Origin of the sequence: Nocardiopsis mangrovi (assembly GCF_042653925.1) — a bacterium.
Lineage (GTDB): Bacteria > Actinomycetota > Actinomycetes > Streptosporangiales > Streptosporangiaceae > Nocardiopsis_B > Nocardiopsis_B mangrovi.
Genome location: NZ_JBHSFQ010000001.1, coordinates 146,490 through 165,230, shown reverse-complemented (window position 1 = coordinate 165,230; position 18,741 = coordinate 146,490). Strand labels below are relative to the sequence as shown.

15 protein-coding genes and 1 tRNA gene are annotated in these 18,741 nt (G+C 73.8%); 12 read left to right on the top strand and 4 right to left on the bottom strand.

Features of this window, described 5'->3' with window-relative positions:
- Nucleotides 1-125: 125 nt before the first annotated feature.
- The 8 genes from ACFO4E_RS00785 to ACFO4E_RS00750 all read left to right on the top strand — a co-directional run bounded on the left by ACFO4E_RS00785 (nt 126) and on the right by ACFO4E_RS00750 (nt 10,284).
- Entirely contained in the window at nt 126-1,034 is a 909-nt protein-coding gene (locus ACFO4E_RS00785) for an SDR family oxidoreductase (protein ID WP_378570477.1), read from the top strand.
- A 540-nt stretch (nt 1,035-1,574) separates the two neighbouring features.
- Complete coding sequence (locus ACFO4E_RS00780) at nt 1,575-1,976, top strand: BlaI/MecI/CopY family transcriptional regulator (protein ID WP_378570918.1); 402 nt, start codon at nt 1,575-1,577, stop codon at nt 1,974-1,976.
- A 167-nt stretch (nt 1,977-2,143) separates the two neighbouring features.
- A complete protein-coding gene (locus tag ACFO4E_RS00775; RefSeq protein ID WP_378570476.1) occupies nt 2,144-3,334 on the top strand; it encodes a pyridoxal phosphate-dependent aminotransferase in 1,191 nt (396 codons plus the stop codon).
- 484 nt (nt 3,335-3,818) lie between these two features.
- Nucleotides 3,819-5,135: an SUKH-4 family immunity protein gene (locus ACFO4E_RS00770; protein WP_378570474.1), complete on the top strand. Its 1,317-nt coding sequence runs from the start codon at nt 3,819-3,821 to the stop codon at nt 5,133-5,135.
- 74 nt (nt 5,136-5,209) lie between these two features.
- A complete protein-coding gene (locus ACFO4E_RS00765; RefSeq protein ID WP_378570916.1) occupies nt 5,210-5,830 on the top strand; it encodes a class I SAM-dependent methyltransferase in 621 nt (206 codons plus the stop codon).
- Between the two features lie 162 nt (nt 5,831-5,992).
- Complete coding sequence (locus tag ACFO4E_RS00760; protein ID WP_378570472.1) at nt 5,993-7,345, top strand: M16 family metallopeptidase; 1,353 nt, start codon at nt 5,993-5,995, stop codon at nt 7,343-7,345.
- 56 nt (nt 7,346-7,401) lie between these two features.
- A complete protein-coding gene (locus tag ACFO4E_RS00755; RefSeq protein WP_378570470.1) occupies nt 7,402-8,748 on the top strand; it encodes a M16 family metallopeptidase in 1,347 nt (448 codons plus the stop codon).
- Between the two features lie 234 nt (nt 8,749-8,982).
- Nucleotides 8,983-10,284, top strand: coding sequence for a serine/threonine-protein kinase (locus ACFO4E_RS00750; RefSeq protein WP_378570469.1), 1,302 nt, complete (start codon nt 8,983-8,985; stop codon nt 10,282-10,284).
- 91 nt (nt 10,285-10,375) lie between these two features.
- Here the strand turns inward: ACFO4E_RS00750 and ACFO4E_RS00745 are convergent.
- Both ACFO4E_RS00745 and bcp read right to left on the bottom strand, forming a co-directional pair.
- Nucleotides 10,376-10,448, bottom strand: a tRNA-Leu gene (locus ACFO4E_RS00745).
- Nucleotides 10,449-10,621: 173 nt separating this feature from the next.
- Nucleotides 10,622-11,107, bottom strand: a complete 486-nt coding sequence (bcp, locus tag ACFO4E_RS00740) for a thioredoxin-dependent thiol peroxidase (RefSeq protein WP_378570468.1) — start codon at nt 11,105-11,107, stop codon at nt 10,622-10,624.
- A gap of 356 nt (nt 11,108-11,463) precedes the next feature.
- Between bcp and ACFO4E_RS00735 the strand changes: the two genes are divergently transcribed.
- Both ACFO4E_RS00735 and ACFO4E_RS00730 read left to right on the top strand, forming a co-directional pair.
- Entirely contained in the window at nt 11,464-12,546 is a 1,083-nt protein-coding gene (locus ACFO4E_RS00735; protein ID WP_378570466.1) for a CDP-alcohol phosphatidyltransferase family protein, read from the top strand.
- Between the two features lie 17 nt (nt 12,547-12,563).
- Nucleotides 12,564-12,971: a DUF3618 domain-containing protein gene (locus ACFO4E_RS00730; RefSeq protein ID WP_378570464.1), complete on the top strand. Its 408-nt coding sequence runs from the start codon at nt 12,564-12,566 to the stop codon at nt 12,969-12,971.
- Between the two features lie 118 nt (nt 12,972-13,089).
- Here the strand turns inward: ACFO4E_RS00730 and ACFO4E_RS00725 are convergent, their stop codons facing one another.
- Nucleotides 13,090-14,346 carry an alanine racemase gene (locus tag ACFO4E_RS00725; RefSeq protein WP_378570462.1) on the bottom strand — a complete coding sequence of 419 codons (1,257 nt, stop codon included), beginning with the start codon at nt 14,344-14,346 and terminating at the stop codon, nt 13,090-13,092.
- Nucleotides 14,347-14,488: 142 nt separating this feature from the next.
- Between ACFO4E_RS00725 and purU the strand changes: the two genes are divergently transcribed.
- Entirely contained in the window at nt 14,489-15,370 is an 882-nt protein-coding gene (gene purU / locus ACFO4E_RS00720) for a formyltetrahydrofolate deformylase (protein ID WP_378570460.1), read from the top strand.
- Nucleotides 15,371-16,154: 784 nt separating this feature from the next.
- A complete protein-coding gene (gene amaP / locus ACFO4E_RS00715; protein ID WP_378570459.1) occupies nt 16,155-16,784 on the top strand; it encodes an alkaline shock response membrane anchor protein AmaP in 630 nt (209 codons plus the stop codon).
- Nucleotides 16,785-17,930: 1,146 nt separating this feature from the next.
- On the opposite strand, the gene ACFO4E_RS00710 is transcribed toward amaP, so the two are convergent.
- The gene (locus ACFO4E_RS00710) at nt 17,931-18,623 is read right to left on the bottom strand and encodes an HAD family hydrolase (protein ID WP_378570457.1); all 693 of its coding nucleotides are present in this window, start codon (nt 18,621-18,623) and stop codon (nt 17,931-17,933) included.
- Nucleotides 18,624-18,741 lie beyond the last annotated feature (118 nt).

The following is an 18,741-nucleotide window of genomic DNA, read 5'->3' as shown; positions in this document are numbered from 1 at the left end:
GCCGAACCCGCGACGGATACACCGATTCACACGGAAGCACACGCCGATCCGCGCGCTCGCGGCCGATCTCGCCGCGACGGCAGGACGCATCGGGAACCCCCTGACCGGGGGCTTGGAGGAGAGACATGGCGGAACTGCGGTTCGACGGTCGCGTCGCCGTCGTCAGCGGAGCGGGGCACGGGCTGGGCCGGTCGCACGCCCTCGAACTCGCAGCGCGCGGCGCCAAGGTCGTCGTCAACGACCTCGGCGCCCGCGTCGACGGCAGGCACGACGTCGACGGCACCGGCGTATCGGCGGCCGAGGCGGTCGCCGAGGAGATCCGCGCCAAGGGCGGCACGGCGATCGCCGACGGCGGCGACGTCGCCACGGAAGAGGGCGCCCGCTCCCTCATCGAGTCCGCGATCGAGGCGTTCGGCCGGGTCGACATCGTGGTCAACAACGCGGGAATCCTGCGCGACAAGGCGTTCAAGAACATCACCTGCACCGACTGGGACGACGTCCTGGCGGTCCACCTGCGCGGCACCTTCCTCGTGACCCAGGCGGCGTTCGGCCGCCTGCGCGAGAACGGGTACGGGCGGATCGTCAACACGACGTCGCTCGCGGGCCTGTTCGGCAACTTCGGCCAGTCCAACTACGCCGCGGCCAAGATGGGGATCATCGGGCTCACCAAGACCCTGGCGATCGAGGGCTCGAAGTACGACATCACGGCCAACGCGATCGCGCCCGTCGCCTTCACGCGCATGACCGAGGACCTCTTCCCGCCCGGCGCCCGCGAGCTGCTGTCCCCGGAGAAGGTCACGGCGCTGGTGGTCTGGCTGGCCCACGAGGACTGCGAGACGTCGGGGGAGACCTACTCCGTGGGCGGCGGCCGGGTCGCGCGCGTGTTCGTCGCGGAGGGGCCGGGCGCGGTGATCGGCGACGCCGGCGCCGAGGCGCTCCGGGACAACTGGCCCGACGTCAACGCCGAGCGCCCCTACGTCGTGCCGCGCAACCTCGCCGAGCAGACCGAGGTCCACTTCCAGGGACTCACCTGACCCGTTCACGCCCGCCCCTGCCGGGGCGGGCGTGAACCGGCGCACGGTCCTTCCCGGGGCACGCTCGCTTCCTCGCTCCGCTCCACCGGCCCCGCGAAAGGGCCTGCGGCCGGGGGCGGCGCCGGCTCCGCTCGCTCGTCGGCTCGCCGTGCCGGTTGCCCGGGCACGCTCGCTTCCTCGCTCCGCTCTACCGGCCCCGGAAAAGGGCCTGCGGCCGGGGGCGGCGCCGGCTCCGCTCGCTCGTCGGCTCGCCGTGCCGCTTGCCCGGGCACGCTCGCTTCCTCGCTCCGCTCTACCGGCCCCGGGAAAGGGCCTGCGGCCGGGGGCGGCGCCGGCTCCGCTCGCTCGTCGGCTCGCCGTGCCAGTGGCCGTCGAATCGGCGCCCGGGGTCGGCGAAACCACGGCGGGTGTCCGGATCCGGCCGTGAAACGCCGGTCGCCGCCCAGGCGCGGGTGCGGATCTGTTCGCTCGGACCGGTTTCACCGCGCCGCCGTCCGCTTCGCTCTTAGCATGGCGGATCGGAGGTGGGGAAGCGTGAAGGTGAAGGAGTTCGGGGAACTCGAAGCCGCGATCATGGACACGCTGTGGGCCGCGGACGGCCCCCTCGTCGTCCGCGAGGTCCGGGCGACGATGACCTACGACCGCGAAGTCGCCTACACGACCGTCATGACGGTCACCAACATCCTGTTCCACAAGGGCCTGCTGAACCGCGAGAAATCGGGCCGGGCCTGGCTCTACTGGCCGTGCGAGTCCCGCGAGGAGCACACGGCGCGGGTCATGAGCGAGGTCTTCAGCGGCGGCGGCGACCGCGGCACCACCATGCTCCGCTTCATCGAGGGCTTCAGCGACGAGGAGATGGCCCGCCTCAACGACGTCCTGCGCGAGGTCCGCGCGCAGCGGGCGGCCGGGCGCGTCGCCGGCCCCGTGGCCAACCCCACCTGACCCCCACCGCGCCCCGCCGCCGCGGATGCCGGCCCGCCCACCCCGGCATCCGTCGTGCCGGGAAGCGGGCCCATGTGCCGCGCCCCCGGGCGACCCGCCGGGCACGCCCCGTACATGCCGCACCGCGCCATGGTGGCCTGTCGGCCCCGGCGTCTATGCTGCCCGGTGTGGACGAACCGCTTGTCGCTCGCATGCGCCCCTTCGGTGAGACGATCTTCGCCGAGATGAGCCGCCTCGCAGTGGAGCACGACGCCGTCAACCTCGGGCAGGGGTTCCCCGACACCGACGGCCCCCGGTCGCTCCTCGACGGCGCCGCGCGCCGCATCCGCGACGGGGTCAACCAGTACCCGCCCGGCCCCGGCCGCCCCGAGTTGCGCGCCGCGGTCGCCGAGGACCGCCGCCTCCGCTACGGCCTGGAGTACGACCCCGGCAGCGAGGTCTACATCACGGTCGGCGCGACCGCGGGGATCGCCTCGGCCGTGCTCGGCCTGATCGAACCCGGCGACGAAGTCGTGCTGTTCGAGCCGATGTACGACTCCTACGCCGCCGTCATCGCCCTGGCCGGCGGGGTGCGCCGCCCGGTCCCGCTGCGCCCCGGCCCCGAGGCTGACGGCGGCCGGTTCGCCTTCGACCCCGATGAGCTGCGGGCCGCCATCGGCCCGCGCACGCGGATGATCCTCGTCAACAGCCCCCACAACCCCACGGGCACGGTCTTCACGGCCGCCGAGCTGGAGGTCATCGCCGGCCTGTGTCGCGACCACGGCCTCATCGCGGTGACCGACGAGGTCTACGAGCACCTGACCTTCGACGGCGCCGCCCACGTCCCGCTGGCGACCCTGCCGGGCATGCGCGAGCGCACGCTGGCGGTGTCCTCGGTCGGCAAGACCTTCTCGGTGACGGCGTGGAAGACGGGCTGGGTCATGGGGCCCGCCCCGCTCGTGCGCGCGGTGCAGACCGTCAATCAGTTCCTCACGTTCACCGCCAACGGCGCCCTCCAGCTCGCGATCGCCGACGCCGTCCGCGACGAGCACGCGTGGATCAGCGCCCAGCGCGACAGCCTCGCCGTCCGTCGCGACCGGCTCTCCCAGGGACTGCGCGCCGCGGGGTTCGGCGTGCTGCGGCCGCAGGGGACCTACTTCGTCATGACCGACATCCGCCCGCTCGGGTTCACCGACGGCATCGAGTTCGCCCGCGCCCTGCCCCGCACCGCCGGAGTCGCCGCGGTGCCCGCGCAGGTCCTCTACGACACCACCGCCGAGGGCCGGCACCTCGTGCGCTTCGCGTTCTGCAAGCGCGACGACGTCCTAGACAGGGCGATCGACCGCCTGACCACCGCATTCGGCACGGCGAGCCGATGAGCGAGCGGAGCCGGCGCCGCTTCTGGCCGGAGGCTGTTTCGCGGGGTCGGTGGAGCGGAGCGAGGAGGGGAGCGTGCCCGGGGTTGCGGCACGGCGAGCCGATGAGCGAGCGGAGCCGGCGCCGCCCCCGGCCGGAGGCCCTTTCGCGGGGTCGGTGGAGCGGAGCGAGGAGGGGAGCGTGCCCGGGGTTGCGGCACGGCGAGCCGATGAGCGAGCGGAGCCGGCGCCGCTTCTGGCCGGAGGCTGTTTCGCGGGGTCGGTGGAGCGGAGCGAGGAGGGGAGCGTGCCCGGGGTTGCGGCACGGCGAGCCGATGAGCGAGCGGAGCCGGCGCCGCTTCTGGCCGGAGGCTGTTTCGCGGGGTCGGTGGAGCGGAGCGAGGAGGGGAGCGTGCCAAGGGGCCGGGGGGACGCGAACGGCGAACCGGCCACCTGACACGGCCTCTGCCCGCGGTAGGGCGACCGCCCGGACGAAGGAGACGAGCACGTGATCACGCGCGAGCAGGCGGCCGCGGCGGCCGACGCCTGGCTCAACGGAACGGCTCCGCCCGAGCGGCGCCGCGCCGTCCAGATGCAGGAGTTCGACCTGGGCTGGATCGTCTGGGCGACGAGCCCCCTGCCCGAGAACGACCTGCTCGCCGGGGAGCGGCGGCCCCCCGCCGAGGTCGGCGGATCCCGCGGCGTCATCGACCGGTGGAGCGGCGAGCTGACCGCCTGGCCGATGGTCGGCGTGGACGAGGTCGCGCGGATGTACCGCGAGCGCCGCGGCGGCGCGCAGCGCGCCGCCGCCGCCCCCGCGGCACCGCCCGCGGTCGGCCCCGGCAACATGGTGGTCTTCTCCTATCGCGACGCCTCAGGCCAGGAGTCCTACGCCAACGGCCTCTCCGGGCCGGGTACCCCGCCCCCGGAGTTCCAGATCTGGGGCGACCTGCGCGGCAAGGGGGTCCGCCCCGAGGACGTGGTGGCGGTCCACTCCGACCTGGAGGCCGCCGACCTGCCCGGCGCCTATCGGGCCAAGTTCCTGCGCGAGACCTTCCCCGCGGCGCAGACGTCGCATTCGCACCGCTACGGCGCCGACCGCGCCCAGCGCACCAGGGGGATGGCCGCGCTCGTCGAGCAGTCCGATGCGATGCGCCGGATGTCCGGCGGCGCGCCCCGGCCCGCGGCGGCTCCGGCGCCGGTCGCGTTCCCCGCGCGGCCGCCCGCGCCCCTGCCCGACGCCGGGCTGGCGGCCCTCCTCGGCGACGCGTTCTCCGATGTCCGGCGCTACGAGCCGGCCCTGCTGGCGCGGACCCGGCTCCCCGAGGCCACCCGCGCCACCCTGGCGACGGCCGGGCTGCCCGGGGTCGTCCCCTACTTCTTCGCCGCCGACACCCCCGCCGGCCCCCCGGCGGGCGGGCTGCTGACCGACGCCGCCGCCCACATGCGGGCGCGCGGGACGCGGGCGGACGAAGCCGCCCTGGCGGTCCTCGCCGGTCATGTGCGCATCGGCAGCGACGGCGGGACCGCGGTCACCGTCCAGTGCATCGGCGGCGAGAACGGGATCGGGGAGGGCTGCGTCTGGTCGGTCGACATCACCACCGGCATCGGGCGCTACATCAACGGGTCGGTGGGCGGCTTCGCGCGCTGCCTGGCGGCGGTCGCCGGCGTCCTGCCCCGCCTGCGCGGCACGGACCCGCACGCGGCCGGTGCCGTCGTCGCCGAGTTCCAGGACGCCGTCGCCGCGATCGACCCCTCGGCCCTGGGCGACCCCGAGAACTGGTGGTCGGTCGTCGTCGAGCAGATGTGGGACGGCCTGCTCTGAGCCGCGAGAGCCCAGGGCCCCGCCCTCCGACCCCCGCCGCCGTCCCCGAGGAGAACCGCCCCGTGACCGCCGTGATGCCCGATCCCCTGCTGCGCGTGGCCGAAGCCGCCAAGGGCTTCATGCCCACCCGCGAGGGCCTGGCGCTGTACGAGACCGCGCTCGCCCACGCCCGCCTCGGCCCGATCCTGGAGATCGGCACGTACTGCGGCAAGTCGACGGTCTTCCTGGGCGCGGCCGCCCGCGCGGCGGGCGGGACCGTGGTGACCGTCGACCACCACCACGGCTCCGAGGAGCACCAGGAGGGCTGGGAGTACCACGACCCGTCCATGGTCGACCCCGAGACCGGCCGGATCGACACGCTGCGGGAGTTCCGGCGCACCATGGCGCAGGCCGGCCTGGAGGCCGAGGTGGTCGCCGTCGTCGGCCGCTCCGCCGATGTCGCCTCGCTCTGGAACACCCCGCTGGGCATGGTGTTCATCGACGGCGGGCACACCGACGCGGCGGCCCGGGCCGACTACGACTGCTGGAGCCCGCACGTCGTCCCCGGCGGCGCGCTGGCCATCCACGACGTGTTCCCCGACCCCGCCGACGGCGGCCGGCCGCCCTACGACATCTACCGCCGCGCCCTCGGCTCCGGCCTGTTCACCGAGGTCCGGGCGGTCGATTCGCTGCGCGTCCTGCGCCGCGAGCCCTGACCCGCGCGGGTCACCGAGCGCGGGCCCGGGGCGCCCCGCGCCGGCGCGCGACGGCATTTCGCTTTCCCTTGTGGATCGGTACGCGCGAACCGTGATGAGGACATAGGCTCGGGGCGCGAGCACGACAAGCGGATGAGGCGTGATCAAGGGGTGCGTGAACCTGTGACGACCAACGGTGCGGCTGGACGGGTCGCTCAATTCACACTCGACAACGGCCTCCGCCTGGTGACCGCACCCGCGGCCACCGGCCAGGTGGCAGCTGTCAACCTGTGGTACGGCGTCGGCTCCCGGCACGAGGTCCCCGGGCGCACCGGGTTCGCCCACCTCTTCGAGCACCTGATGTTCCAGGGCAGCGGCGGGGTGAAGAAGGGCGAGCACTTCGACGCCGTCGAGCGCCTGGGCGGCGACATCAACGCCTCCACCTCCACCGACCGCACCAACTACTACGAGACCGTGCCCGAGCACGGCCTCGACCTCGCCCTGTGGCTCGAGGCCGACCGCCTCGCCACCCTGCGCGAGGGCATGACCCAGGAGGTCCTGGACAACCAGCGCGACGTCGTCAAGAACGAGCGCCGCCAGCGCTACGACAACGTCCCCTACGGCACCGCCCTGGAGCGCATGCTCCGGCTGGGCTACCCCGCGGGCCACCCCTACCACCACCCCACCATCGGGTCGATGGAGGACCTCGACGCCGCCGACCTCGACTACGTGCTGTCCTTCCACGAGCGCCACTACGGTCCCGACAACGCCGTGCTCACGGTGGTCAGCGGCCTCGACCCCGAGGACGTCCACCAGCGCGTGCGGCACTACTTCGGGGGCATCCCCGCGCGCACCACCGTGGCCGAGGCGCCCGACGCCACCCTCGAAGGCCCCATCGGCGGCCCTGTCAGCGACCGCGTCGTCGAGAACGTCCCGGCGGCGGGCGTCTTCCTGGGCTACCGGGTGCCCGCTTACGGCGAGCGCGACTTCGACGTCATGCACCTGGCGTCGGCCGTCCTCGGCCAGGGCCAGGGCAGCCGCCTGTACCGCCGCCTGGTGATCGAGCGCGGCCTCGCCGCCGACGACGGCGGCCAGGCGGCCGACCTCCTCGGCTTCCGCTACACGCCCAGCCTGATGCTGGTCAACATGATCGCCCGCGAGGGGGTCGGCGGCGACGAACTCGAAGCGGCGATGATCGAGGAGACCGCCGCGCTGGCCGACGGCGTCACCGACGAAGAACTGGAGCGCGCCCGCGCCGTCCTGGAGCGCGACCACCTCCAGTCGATCGCGCACCCCAGCGGCCTCGCCGACACCATCGGCAGCTGCACGCAGCTGTTCGGCGACCCCACCCTCGCCTTCACCTGGCCGCAGCGCTGGGCCGACATCACCGCCGATGAGATCGTGGCCGGCGCCAAGCGGCTCCTGACGCCCGAGAACATGCTGAGCGTCCGCTTCGACCCTGAGGCATCTGAGGCACCCGCGGAGGACTCCGAAACCGCCGGCGTCGGCGAGACCGCCGCGCCCGCCTCAGCCTGACCCGCGCCCGTCCCGGCCGGCCCGCGAACCCACGCCGAACAGAGAGTCGTTTCCGCATGCTCCAGACCCGCCCCGTATCCGGCGCCCCGAAGCCCTACACGTTCCCCAAGCCGCAGCGCCTGCGGGTGGGCGGCGGTACGGTGCTCGCCATCGACGTCCCCGGCCAGCAGTTCGCCGCCGTCCGGCTGGTCCAGCCCTCGGGCGGGATCACCGAGCCGCTCGACCGCATGGGCGTGGCCACCCTGACCGGCGAGTCCCTGGAGGACGGCGTCACGGGCGACAGCTCCCTCGCCCCCGCCCTGGAGCGCCACGGCGCCGAATGGGTCGCCCGGGTCACCTGGGACAGCTTCGTCACCGGTGTCGACGCCCCCATCAGCCGGATCGCCGACGCCACCAAGCTGTTCGCCGAGGCCGTGCGCACCCCCGCCCTGCGCCCCGACGACGTCCTGCGCCGCCGCGACCAGCTCCTGGAGCGCTTCTGGCTGGAGGCGTCCATGGCCTCCACCCTGGCCACCCGCGCCATCGGCGGGCAGCTGTTCACGGGGCGCTACGCCACCCCGCTCAACGGCGGCCCTGTGCGGCTCCAGAGCGTCACGCCCGAGCTCGTGGCCGACTTCCACTCGCACTCCGTCGCCGCGGTGGCCGGGACCCTCGTGGTCGTCGGCGACCTGACAGGCGTCGACCTCGCCGAACTGGGCGCCACCGTCTTCGGCGACGCCTCGGACGTCCCCGCACCCACGCCCTCCGCGCCCGACTCCGCGCCGGGCGAGCTGCCGCGCATCGTCGTGCTCGACCGGCCCGGGTCGGTGCAGTCGGCGCTGATCCTGGCGCACCGCGCCCCGTCCCGCTCCGAGATCGACCTGCCCAGGGCCGACGGCATGAGCGACGTCCTGGGCGGCATGTTCACGTCGCGGCTCAACAACGAGCTGCGGGAGCGCCTCGGCTACACCTACGGCGTGGGCTGCCGGTTCGACCTCCGCCGCGACAGCGGGGTGTTCCTGGTCAGCACCCAGGTCGAGGCACCCACCACCGCGCACTCCATCACCGCCACCCTGGCCCAGATCGAGAAGCTCCAGGCCGACGGCGTCACCGACGCCGAGCTGTCGGCGGTCCGCGAGTCCAACACGGTCGGCCTGCCCGTGACCTACTCCACCGCCCGCAGCCTCGCGGCGGCGCTGGTCGAGTCGGTCGTGCACGACCTGCCCGAGGACCACGTCGACCGGCTCCGCGCCGGCTTCGAGCGCGTCACCGCCGACGACCTCACCCAGGCCGCCCGCGACTACCTGCACCCGCGCGAATCCGTGGTGATCGTCGCGGGCGACGCGTCGCAGATCGAGGGGGAGCTGCGTGAGGTCGGGCACGGCCCGGTGGTCGTGCACGATCCGGAAACGCTGTGGGCCTGACCGGTTTCGGCCGCGCCCCTGGCGGCAAAATGACGCATTGGGAGCCAGATCACCGCATGAAGGCGGTCGGTCGGGACATAACAAAACCGAACCCATGTACCGGTGATCTTTCAACTACCAGCTCGGATGTCGTTCTTGGCTGATATAACGAGGGTCCGTACAGCATTCGACGAACATGACCGTAAGCACCCCCAGGAGGCCGGCATGGCCCGTGATCAGACTCGCTGACTAGCCATGTCCTCCACAGAGAACCCCGAAACGGAGCGGCAGCAGGGGCCGTCGCTCGATCCCGCGCGTCCGGCGACGCTTGAGGCGGGGCCGGCCGACCGTGTCCTGAAGGGCCGCTACCAGCTCCTCGACGAGATCGCCCGGGGCGGTGTCGGCACCGTCTGGCGCGCCACCGACCTCGTCCTCGACCGCGAGGTCGCGGTCAAGGAGCTGCGGCTGCCCACGGACCTGAGCCGGGCCGAACGCGAGTCCCTGCTCCAGCGCACCACGCGCGAGGCGCGGGTCGCGGCCCGGCTCACCCACCCGGGCGTCGTGACCGTGCTCGACGTCGTCGACGAGGACGGCCGGCCGTGGATCGTCATGGAGCTCGTCATCGCGCGCACGCTCGCCGAGATCACGCAGGTCGCGGGGCCGCTGCCGTACCAGCGCGTCGCCGAGATCGGCCTCCAGCTGATCGACGCGCTCAAGGCGGCGCACGACGAGGGCATCGTGCACCGCGATGTGAAGCCCGACAACGTGATGATCAGCGAGGGCGGCCGGGTCGTCCTCACCGACTTCGGGCTGGCCGCCTGGACCGGTGAGTCCGCTCTGACCACGTCGGGCCGCATCATCGGGTCGCCGTCCTACATCCCGCCGGAGCGGGCGAAGGCCGGGCCGGTGGGACCGGAGTCCGACCTGTGGGCACTCGGCGCCACGCTCTACGCGGCGGTCGAGGGGCACCCGCCCTACGACCGCAAGGGCTACATCCGCATCCTCAAGGGCGTCGACTTGGAGGAGCCGCCCGTCGCCGAGAACGCCGGGCCCCTGGCACCGGTCCTCGCGGGGCTGCTGCACGTCAAGCCCGCGGACCGGCTGACCGCCGAGAACGCCACGAAGATGCTGCGGATCGCGGCGCTGGCGCCGTGGGCGCCCGAGACCAGTCCCGAGACCGCGGCCAAGAGCGCCGCGGCCACGGGTGCGCAGGGGGCGGTCCCGGAACCGGCCGCCGAGGACGCCGGGATCGACTCCGCGCGCGAGCACTTCCGCCAAGGGGCGCACGTGCTGCGGAACTCGCTCCAGGAGTCGGTCTCCGACCTCCACGAATCCGTGTCGGAGTCGATGTCGTCACTCCAGGAGAAGCTGCAGCGGCACCGTCCCGACTCCGTGAGCCACCTGCTCACGTCGATCCGGGAGTCCACCGACACCTTGGGGCTGACCAGCTCCGGCAAGCACCGCGTGCGCAGTCCGCTGCCGGTGATCGCGGCGGTGGTGCTCGGGGTGGTCGTGCTGTTGTCCGTGGTGCTGTGGGCGCTGGTCTTCCGCGGCTGATCGGCCGTGGCGGCGGGCCGCGGCGGCGGAGCAGCGGTGCGCGGACCGGATGAGCGAAAGGGCGCGGGACCGTTGTCCCGCGCCTTCGCCGTAGGGCCGGCGGGATTCGAACCCGCACTGTACTGCCCCTAAAACAGTCGTCTCTACCGTTGGACTACGGCCCCGGATCGACGCGCCGTGTCCCCGCGCGGACGCGGGGTGCGGCCATGTTCCCGTCCGAGAATGGCAGCTCGGACGGGAACACTGCAAGTTCGGTGCGCGCGCCGCTCCGTATAGGCGGGGCGCGCCGCGGATACGGGCGCGGCCCGCCGCGCGCCCCGGTCTCCGTGCGGTGCGGTCAGAGGCCCAGTTCGCGCTTGATCCGCTCGACGTGCCCGGTGGCTTTCACGTTGTAGAAGGCCTTCTCCACCGTGCCGTCGGCGGCGATGATGAAGGTGGAGCGGATGACGCCCTGGACGATCCTGCCGTAGTTCTTCTTCTCGCCGAAGGCGCCGTAGGAGCGCAGCACGTCCTTGTCTGGGTCGCCGAGCAGCGGGAACGTGAGCCCCTCCTTCTCGCGGAACGCCGCCAGCTTGGCGGTGGTGTCGGGCGAGATGCCCAGCACGGTGAAGCCGGCGGCCTCGAATTCGCGCAGGTTGTCGCGGAAATCGCAGGCCTGGGTCGTGCAGCCGGGGGTCATCGCGGCGGGGTAGAAGTACAGCACCACGCGCCGGCCGTCGGCCTTGAGTACCTGGCCGAGGGTGACCGGGGCGCCGTCGGCGTCGGTGAGGGTGAAGTCGGGCGCGGTGTCGCCGGGCTGGAGGCGGACGGTGGTCTCGCTCACGGATCTCCTTACCTGGGCGGGGCCTCCCGGCCCCGCGGGGTCGTCCCACCAGCCTATTCGGCGGTTCCGGGAGGGTCGGCGCGGGCGCGGGCGCGGGCCCGGAGGGTCTGCCCCCGCGGCGGTCCGGCCCGGCGACCGGTCCCACGGCGGGACGGAGAACCCCGGCCGGTTGACCGACTCCACGCCCCAGCAGGCGGCCGATCCCCTATTGTTGAGCGGACTCACCAGGTCGGCGCCGTATTCGCCGGATCCCGGCCGGTGCGTAGACTCGTGCGTCACACACCCCCGGTCGTCGGCACGCCGCGCCGACCGCGCAGGACCGAGGCACATCCGCTTCGCGTGGGAGTTCATCGACGATGGCTGGTTTCACTCTGGACGAGGTCCGGGAACGCACGTCCAAGGCGCGCGACTCCTGGTGGACGGTCGGGATGGTCGACCCCGTGGCCTTCCGGCTGGTCAGGGTCGTCGCCAACCACACCGCGATCACCCCCAACCAGCTCACCGTCACGGCGCTGTTCTTCGGCCTGGGCGCCGCCGCGTGCTTCGCGGTGGGCTGGTGGCCGTTCCTGGTGGCCGGCGCGGTCCTGTACTACCTGTGCTTCCTTTTCGACTGCATGGACGGCAAGCTGGCGCGGCTCACCGACCGCGAGAGCCTGTTCGGTTCGTGGATGGACTACGTGTTCGACCGGTTCCGGGTGCTGGTCTGCGCGGTCGCCCTGATGGGCGGGCAGTACGTGCTGACCGGGTGGGCCGGGTTCGCCTGGCTGGCGCTGGCGGTCGTCTTCGTCGACATGCTGCGCTACCTCAACGCGCTCCAGGTCTACAAGATGCGCCGCGAGATGCGCTCGCACATCGCGGGGGTGGTGGAGCGCGCCCGTGCGACCCTCTCGGTGCTGGAGCCCGATGAGCCGACGCGGGGCGGCGACCGCCCGCTGAGCGACACCGGGGAGCAGGCGGTGCTGCGGCACGGGATCTCGGTCCTGGAGCAGATCCTGCGCACGCAGACCGAGAAGGAGAGCCGGTACGACCGCGACGCCGGCAAGCAGCCCGACGTGCGGCTGCCGAAGGTCGACCTCCACCAGGAGTTCCGCACCCGCTTCCCCTGGTACGAGCGGATCTGGGACAGCCTGCGGGCGCGGCGCGTGCGCACGCACCTCGTCAGCGGGATCGAGTTCCAGATGGCCGTGTTCGTTCTGGCGCCCCTCGCCGGAGTCGCGGCATCCACGTCGATCGTGTGGATTACCGTCGTTGTGGGTGTTTTGCTGCTCGCGTTCGAGATCGCGATCGTCTATAAACTGTGGTTGTCCACGCGGGATTTCTTCCGTGTCGTGGACGGAATAGAAAGCGCGTTGAGTTTCACGCGCTCGTCTGATGACGCGGCGGCCCCGCAGGCACCGGCCGCGGATCCGTCTTCGTCTTCTCAGGCGACCCTGCGCTAGCGGAAGGAAGCGGCTGTATGGAAGGACGCGACCCCGCGGGGGCGCGCCGCGATCCGGCCACGGTCCAGGCCGAGATCGAACGCGCGCAGCGCGCTCTGGCGCGGGCGGTCGACGAGATCGCCGACCGCACCGACCCCCGCAACGCGGCACGGCGCGGGTTCGACCGCGTGCGCGGCGTCGGCGGCTTCCTCGCCGGCGAGGCCCGGGCGCTGGTGACCAGTGGCGGCGCGGTCCGCGAGGAGAGCCATGTCGTCGAGCCGCCCGAGGGCAGCGTCCGGCTCAAGGGCGACGAAGAGGTGGTCTCCACCTACCGGGCGCGTACGCAGGTGTCGCCCGAGGTGGTGATCCTGGGCGCGGGGATCGGGCTGGCCGTCGCGGTCGGCGTGATCGCCCTGGTCCGGCGGCGGGCCAGAGCACGCGGGTAGGACCGGCACCGCATCGACGGGTGCGGCTTGAGGGGGAGGGGCGGACGCCCCTCCCCCTCAAGCGTGTTCCGGGCCGGGCGCCCGCTCGCCGGCGGACGGGCGCCCGGCCCGGCCCGGTTCACAGGAAGGTCCGGCCCTCCCCCCGGTAGGTGGGCACGGCCGTGACGTCGCGCGGGGTGTCGCCGTCGACGAGGTGGAGCTCGGCGAAGCGCTCGCACAGCTCGCCCGCCTTCGCGTGGCGCAGCCATACGCGGTCGCCGATGGCCAGGCCGCCGGCGGGGGCGCCCAGCAACGGGGTCTGCACCTCGCCCGCGCCCTCGGTGGGGCTGTAGGAGAGCCCCCGGGGCAGGTAGGGCTGCGGGAGCCGCGCCGCGTCGGCCGCCCCTGAGGCGGGGTAGCCGCCGCCGAGCACGGTCGCCGCGCGCGCGGCGGGCCGGCGCACCACCGGCAGCGCGAACAGCGCCGCGGGGCGCCCGTTGAAGCCGCTGTAGTGGTCGAACAGCCGGGGCTGGTACAGGCCGGACCCGGCGGCGACCTCGGTGACGGCGCGTTCGCGGCTGGTGGTGTGCAGGCTTCCGGTCCCCCCGCCGTTGACGAACCGCAGGTCGGCGACGTCGCGGACGGCGCGCACGATGGCCGCGCGGCGGCGGGCCAGCTCGGTGCGGGACCGACCCTGGACCCACCGCAGGGTGCGTCCGTACAACGGGCGCCCGGGAGGGGCGTCGCCGACGCCGGCGATGTGGGCTTCGTAGGCCATGATGCCGTCGAGCCGCAGGGTGGGGCGGCGGACGATCGCGCGGGCCAGCGCGGCGGCCTGGGCGGGGGTGCGAACGGGGGAGCGGTGCGCGCCGATCCGCAGGCGCGGGCCGAGGGGCTGCCAGCTGGTGTCGATGTCGATGCACACCTTGATGGGCAGCAGGGGATCGGGGGCGGCGGCACTGATGAGGTCGAGGTGGGCGGGGTCGTCGACCATGAGCGTGACGCGCCGCGCGAGCCCGGGATCGGCGCCGAGGCGGGCTATGGCGGCGCGGTCGGCGGTGGGGTAGCCGACGAGGATGTCGTCGCTGAGGGGGCCGGCAGCCGCGGCCGGAGCGCCGGTCGTCCCGGGGGACGGGGCGGCAGGGGAGTCCGCTCCGGCCAGCCAGAGGGCTTCGGGGAGCGTGAACGCCATGACGCCGGCGTAGCCGGGCAGGGCGAGGACCTCGGCGAGGAGGTGGCGGCTGCGGACGGACTTGCTGGCGACGCGGATGGGCATGCCGCCCGCGCGCCGGACGAGGTCGGCCGCGTTCGCGCGGAAGGCGGCCATGTCGATGATCGCGAAGGGGGGTTCGAGGTGCCGGGTCGCCCGGTCATAGCGTGCGCGCGCGCTTGTCATGGGGCGAATCATGACATATTTCATGAAACTTGTTCATGTTCGTGGTCCGTCGATTCCGGCGGTGCGGCGCGCCCGGGGTGGGCGCCCGATACCCTGGAATGAAAGCCCTGACCAGCACCGCCATCCGGGAGTATGCCGAGCCATGAGCGACCGAGAGCATGACCGCGAGTTCGTGCTGACCCTGTCGTGCCCCGACGGCAAGGGGATCGTCGCCGGCGTGGCGAACCTGCTCGCCGCCCACGGCTGCAACATCACCGAGAGCCAGCAGTACGGCGACCACTACACGGGCCGCTTCTTCCTGCGGATGGAGTTCACCGCCGAACCCGTGCCCGGCGGCGCGGCGGCCGGCGAGGACGGGCTGCGCGGCGCGTTCGCGTCGCTGGCCGGCGAGTTCGGCCTGGAGTGGCAGCTGTGGCGGCGCGACGCCCGGCCGCGGATGCTCGTGATGGTCTCCAAGTTCGGGCACTGCCTTAACGACCTGCTGTACCGGCAGCGCAGCGGGCTGCTCGACGCCGAGATCGCGGCGGTCGTCTCCAACCACCCCGACCTGGAGTTCCTCGCCCGCTCCTACGGCCTGGACTTCCACCATCTGCCGGTGCGCCCGGAGACCAAGCGGGACCAGGAGGCGCGCCTGCTGGAACTGGTCGAGTCCTACGACATCGACTTCATGGTGCTCGCCCGCTACATGCAGGTCCTCTCCGCGGACCTGTGCGCCAAGATGTCGGGCCGGGTCATCAACATCCACCACTCGTTCCTGCCGAGCTTCAAGGGCGCCCGCCCCTACCACCAAGCGCACGCGCGCGGCGTCAAGCTCATCGGGGCGACCGCCCACTACGTCACCGCCGACCTCGACGAAGGGCCCATCATCGAGCAGGAGGTCTCGCGGGTCGACCACACGCAGGGGCCCGAGCGGCTCACGGCGATCGGCCGCGACCTCGAATCGCTCGCCTTGGCCCGCGCCGTCAACTGGCACGCCCAGCACCGCGTGCTGCTCAACGGCGCCAAGACGGTGGTCTTCCGCTAGGGGCATGGTCGCCTCAGGCTCGGCGCCGGGTCGGTCCGGGATCGGCGCGGGGTCGACATCCGGTCGGCGCCGGTCGGTGCCGCCGCGGAGCCGGGCGGCCGGTGCCGGCCCGTCCAGGGGCGGCGACCGGTTCACGTGTGCGGTCCAGGGTCCCTGAGGGGACGGCGCGGCGGCGCGCCATGCCCCGGACCCGAGGGCCCGGGGCCACCGGCCGGGTCCGTCCGGGCCCCTGACCGACTCCCCGACCCCCTCACCGCGCGGTCCGGTCGCCCACCCGAACGCCGCGGGCTCCCCGCCTTGTGCCGCGTTACTTTACGGGCATCATTGATTACACTCGGTAGCGATAGGGTGAACGAGTTTCAGCTCCCGTGGCGTGACACGCATCCACGCCCGCGCGGCATGGGGTGGGATGCCGTTCCCGTGGTCCCGGACGCGGCGGTGATCGCCGCACGGCGGCTCCGGGGTGCGCTCCGGGAGGACAGGCCGACCGATCGAAGGGCGGGCCATGAACGCACGGTCACGGCCTTGCGCCGCGGCACCGCGTCCGAGACAGCGGGACCGGCGGGTCGCCGCGCGCGCCGCCGGGACCTGCGCGGTCCCGGCCTGTGCCCCGGCCGGGCGCGGGGGGCGCGCACGCGATCGGCGGCACTACGGAGAGAGCGGGCGAGCAGGCGGAGGAGCGGGTCGAACACGGAGCGGGGCCACCGGTGCGGCGCACCGGATGACCGCCGGCCCGCACAGGGCGGGCACGACGGTCCGGGACGGGAACGGGAGGGGACACAGGATGACGACTGTGGAAGACACAGTGGGCCGGGGACACCCGGGTACCGTGCATCGCTCGCGCCGCACGGCCGTCCGCACGTTCCGGCCGCGGCTCTCCTGGCCCGCGACGATCGTCGGACTGGTGCTGCTGTCCGTCGCCGGTGTCGCGGCGGCCGAGGTGATCTCCGCCCTCGCCGGACCGCCGATGCGGACCCCGGTGGCCGCCCCGGGGGTCGACTACGCCGCGACGGCCCGCTGGAGCGACCCCTCCGTGCAGATCGCGTCGGGTGTTCTGGCGCTCATCGGCCTGGTCCTGATCGTCGTGGCGCTGCTGCCCGTCCGCGGCGGCCGCTGGACGGTGCTGCGCACCGACGATCCGGCCCTGGTGGTGGGCCTGTCGAAATCGGCGCTGCGGGCCACGCTCGCCTCGGCGGCGCATCGGGTCAGCGGGGTGCGGTCGGCGCGGGTGTCCGTCCGCTGCCGGCGGGTCCGGGTGCGGGTGCGCGTCCACACCGACCCGGGCGACTGCGCGGCACTGCGCGCCGAGGTGGCCGAGGCGGTGCGGCAGCGGCTGTCGGACCTGTCCCCCCTGTACGGACTCACGGTCTCCACCCGGGTGCGGAATGCGAAGGCGGCCGATGACGTTGAGTGACACACCAGGGAGCCCGGCACCCGGCGGCCACCCGCGGCGCGCCGTTCCCGGCACCCTGGTCGCCGTCAGCGGCGCCGCGACCGTGCCCAAGAGGCCGGAGATCCCCGGCGCGCGGACCGCGTGGGCGGCCCTCACCGGCGGCGCGGGGGCCATTGTCACCGGCGGTGCGCGGGCGGCCCTCATCGGCGGCGCGAGAGCTGCGGGCCGGACACGCGAACAGGGTCGCTCCGCCTCGGCGCCGCGGCCGGAGCGGGTGTCCGTACGGGTCCGTCCGGAAAGAACAGTGGCGGAGTCCGGCGCGAGCACCGATCCCCGGGTACGCTGGAGATCACGGATCGGCGCCGGGACCTGCGACAAGGGCCGGAAACGGGCCGTCGCCGCCGCACCACGAGCGCGTGCCGCGTCGGCCGGGACCGTGCGGGGGGCGGCGCGCGGACCGTTCGACGATGAAGCCGGCGGGTACCCCGGAATGCGCCGGGCACGGTGCCGGCCGACCGGCTCCCGGCGCGGCCCGAGCGTCCGGCCGGATGTCGCGCCGGACGCCGACGAGGACGTGCCCGCCGTGCGGCGGCGCGTCCGGCGAGGTGTCGGCGAACCCGCGGCGCGCAGGGGGGCCGGAGCGGCGGCCGGCAGCGGTCCTGCTGCGGGCGACGGCACCACCGAGGTCCCCGGAACGCCCACCCGCCCGACCCGTGGCCGGCACCACCCGCCGACCGCACCGCCGGCACCCGGCCGGCTCACACAGACCACCCTGGAGGGGCGGTACCGGAGGTATCTGGGGGGAGCCACCGGTACCGCTCCGAACTCTTTCCCCCCGCCCCGGCGTTCGCGCCGGCGCGCACCGGTCGCACCGGTCGCACCGGTCGCACCGCCAGTGAGGCCGCGGAGGCCGCCCGCCGGGTAGGGGCTGCGGGAACGCCCCGCCATCCGCGAGCGGGGCGGGGGCCTACTGGGACGCATGACGGGTCGGCCGCGTCGCGAATACCGGGGTGATGAAGGGACGCGCGGCCCCCGGGGCGGAAGGCCGTGGCGGCCACGTCGGCCTCGCGGGGGAGCACCGGACCGGCCGCCGCGGTGAAGCGCGTCGGAGGGCCGACCGCCCCGAGACGAGCGGCCTTCCGAGTCGAATCCGAGGAGCGACCTCCGTCAGCCGCGCAGGGAGCGCAGCACCGCGGCAGTGTCGGACAGGTCGTCGAGCACGGTGTGGGCGCCCACGGCGCGCAGCGCCGCCGCGTCGGTGATCCCCGTGGCCACCGCCACGACGCGGGCCCCGCCGTGCAGCGCCGCGAGGACGTCGTTGGGGCTGTCGCCGACGAGCACGGTGGTATCGGCCGTGAACTCCACCCCGGTGTGCTCGGAGACGCGACGGCGCGCGATGCGGACGAGTTCGGGGCGGTCCATGTGGTCGTCGCCGTAGCCGCCCACCGACAGATCCACCAGGTGGTCCAGGCCGAACGCGGCGAGCTTGCGCTCGGCGTTGCGCCGGGTGTTGCCCGTCAGGATCGACGACACGATGTCGGGGTCGTCCGCGCAGGCGAGCAGGGCCTCGCGGGCACCGGGCAGGACGTGCCCGCGCCGGGCGAACTCCGCTCTGCGCGCCTCGAACATGGGGTCCTGGATCCGCAGGTACTCCTCGAAGGCGCCGTCGGCGGGCTCGATGCCGTTGGCGAGCTGGGTGTCGTGGAACCACTGCCATTCGGTCCGGCCGGGGCCGCGGGTATCGGTGTGGCCGGCCAGCCCGGAATACGCGGCGAACGCGGCCGAGAAGATCTCGAACCCGAGGTCGTCCATGTCCACCAGGGTCTTGTCGATGTCCCACAGCACCAGGCGCTTGCCCACGCACACCCCTATCGTCGTCGCTCCGTCACGTCACCGTAGCCGACCTGCGTTCCCGTCCAGGCGGGGCGGCCGGGAAATTCCGCGCGAACCCCTCGTGACCGGGCGATACGCCGCGAAC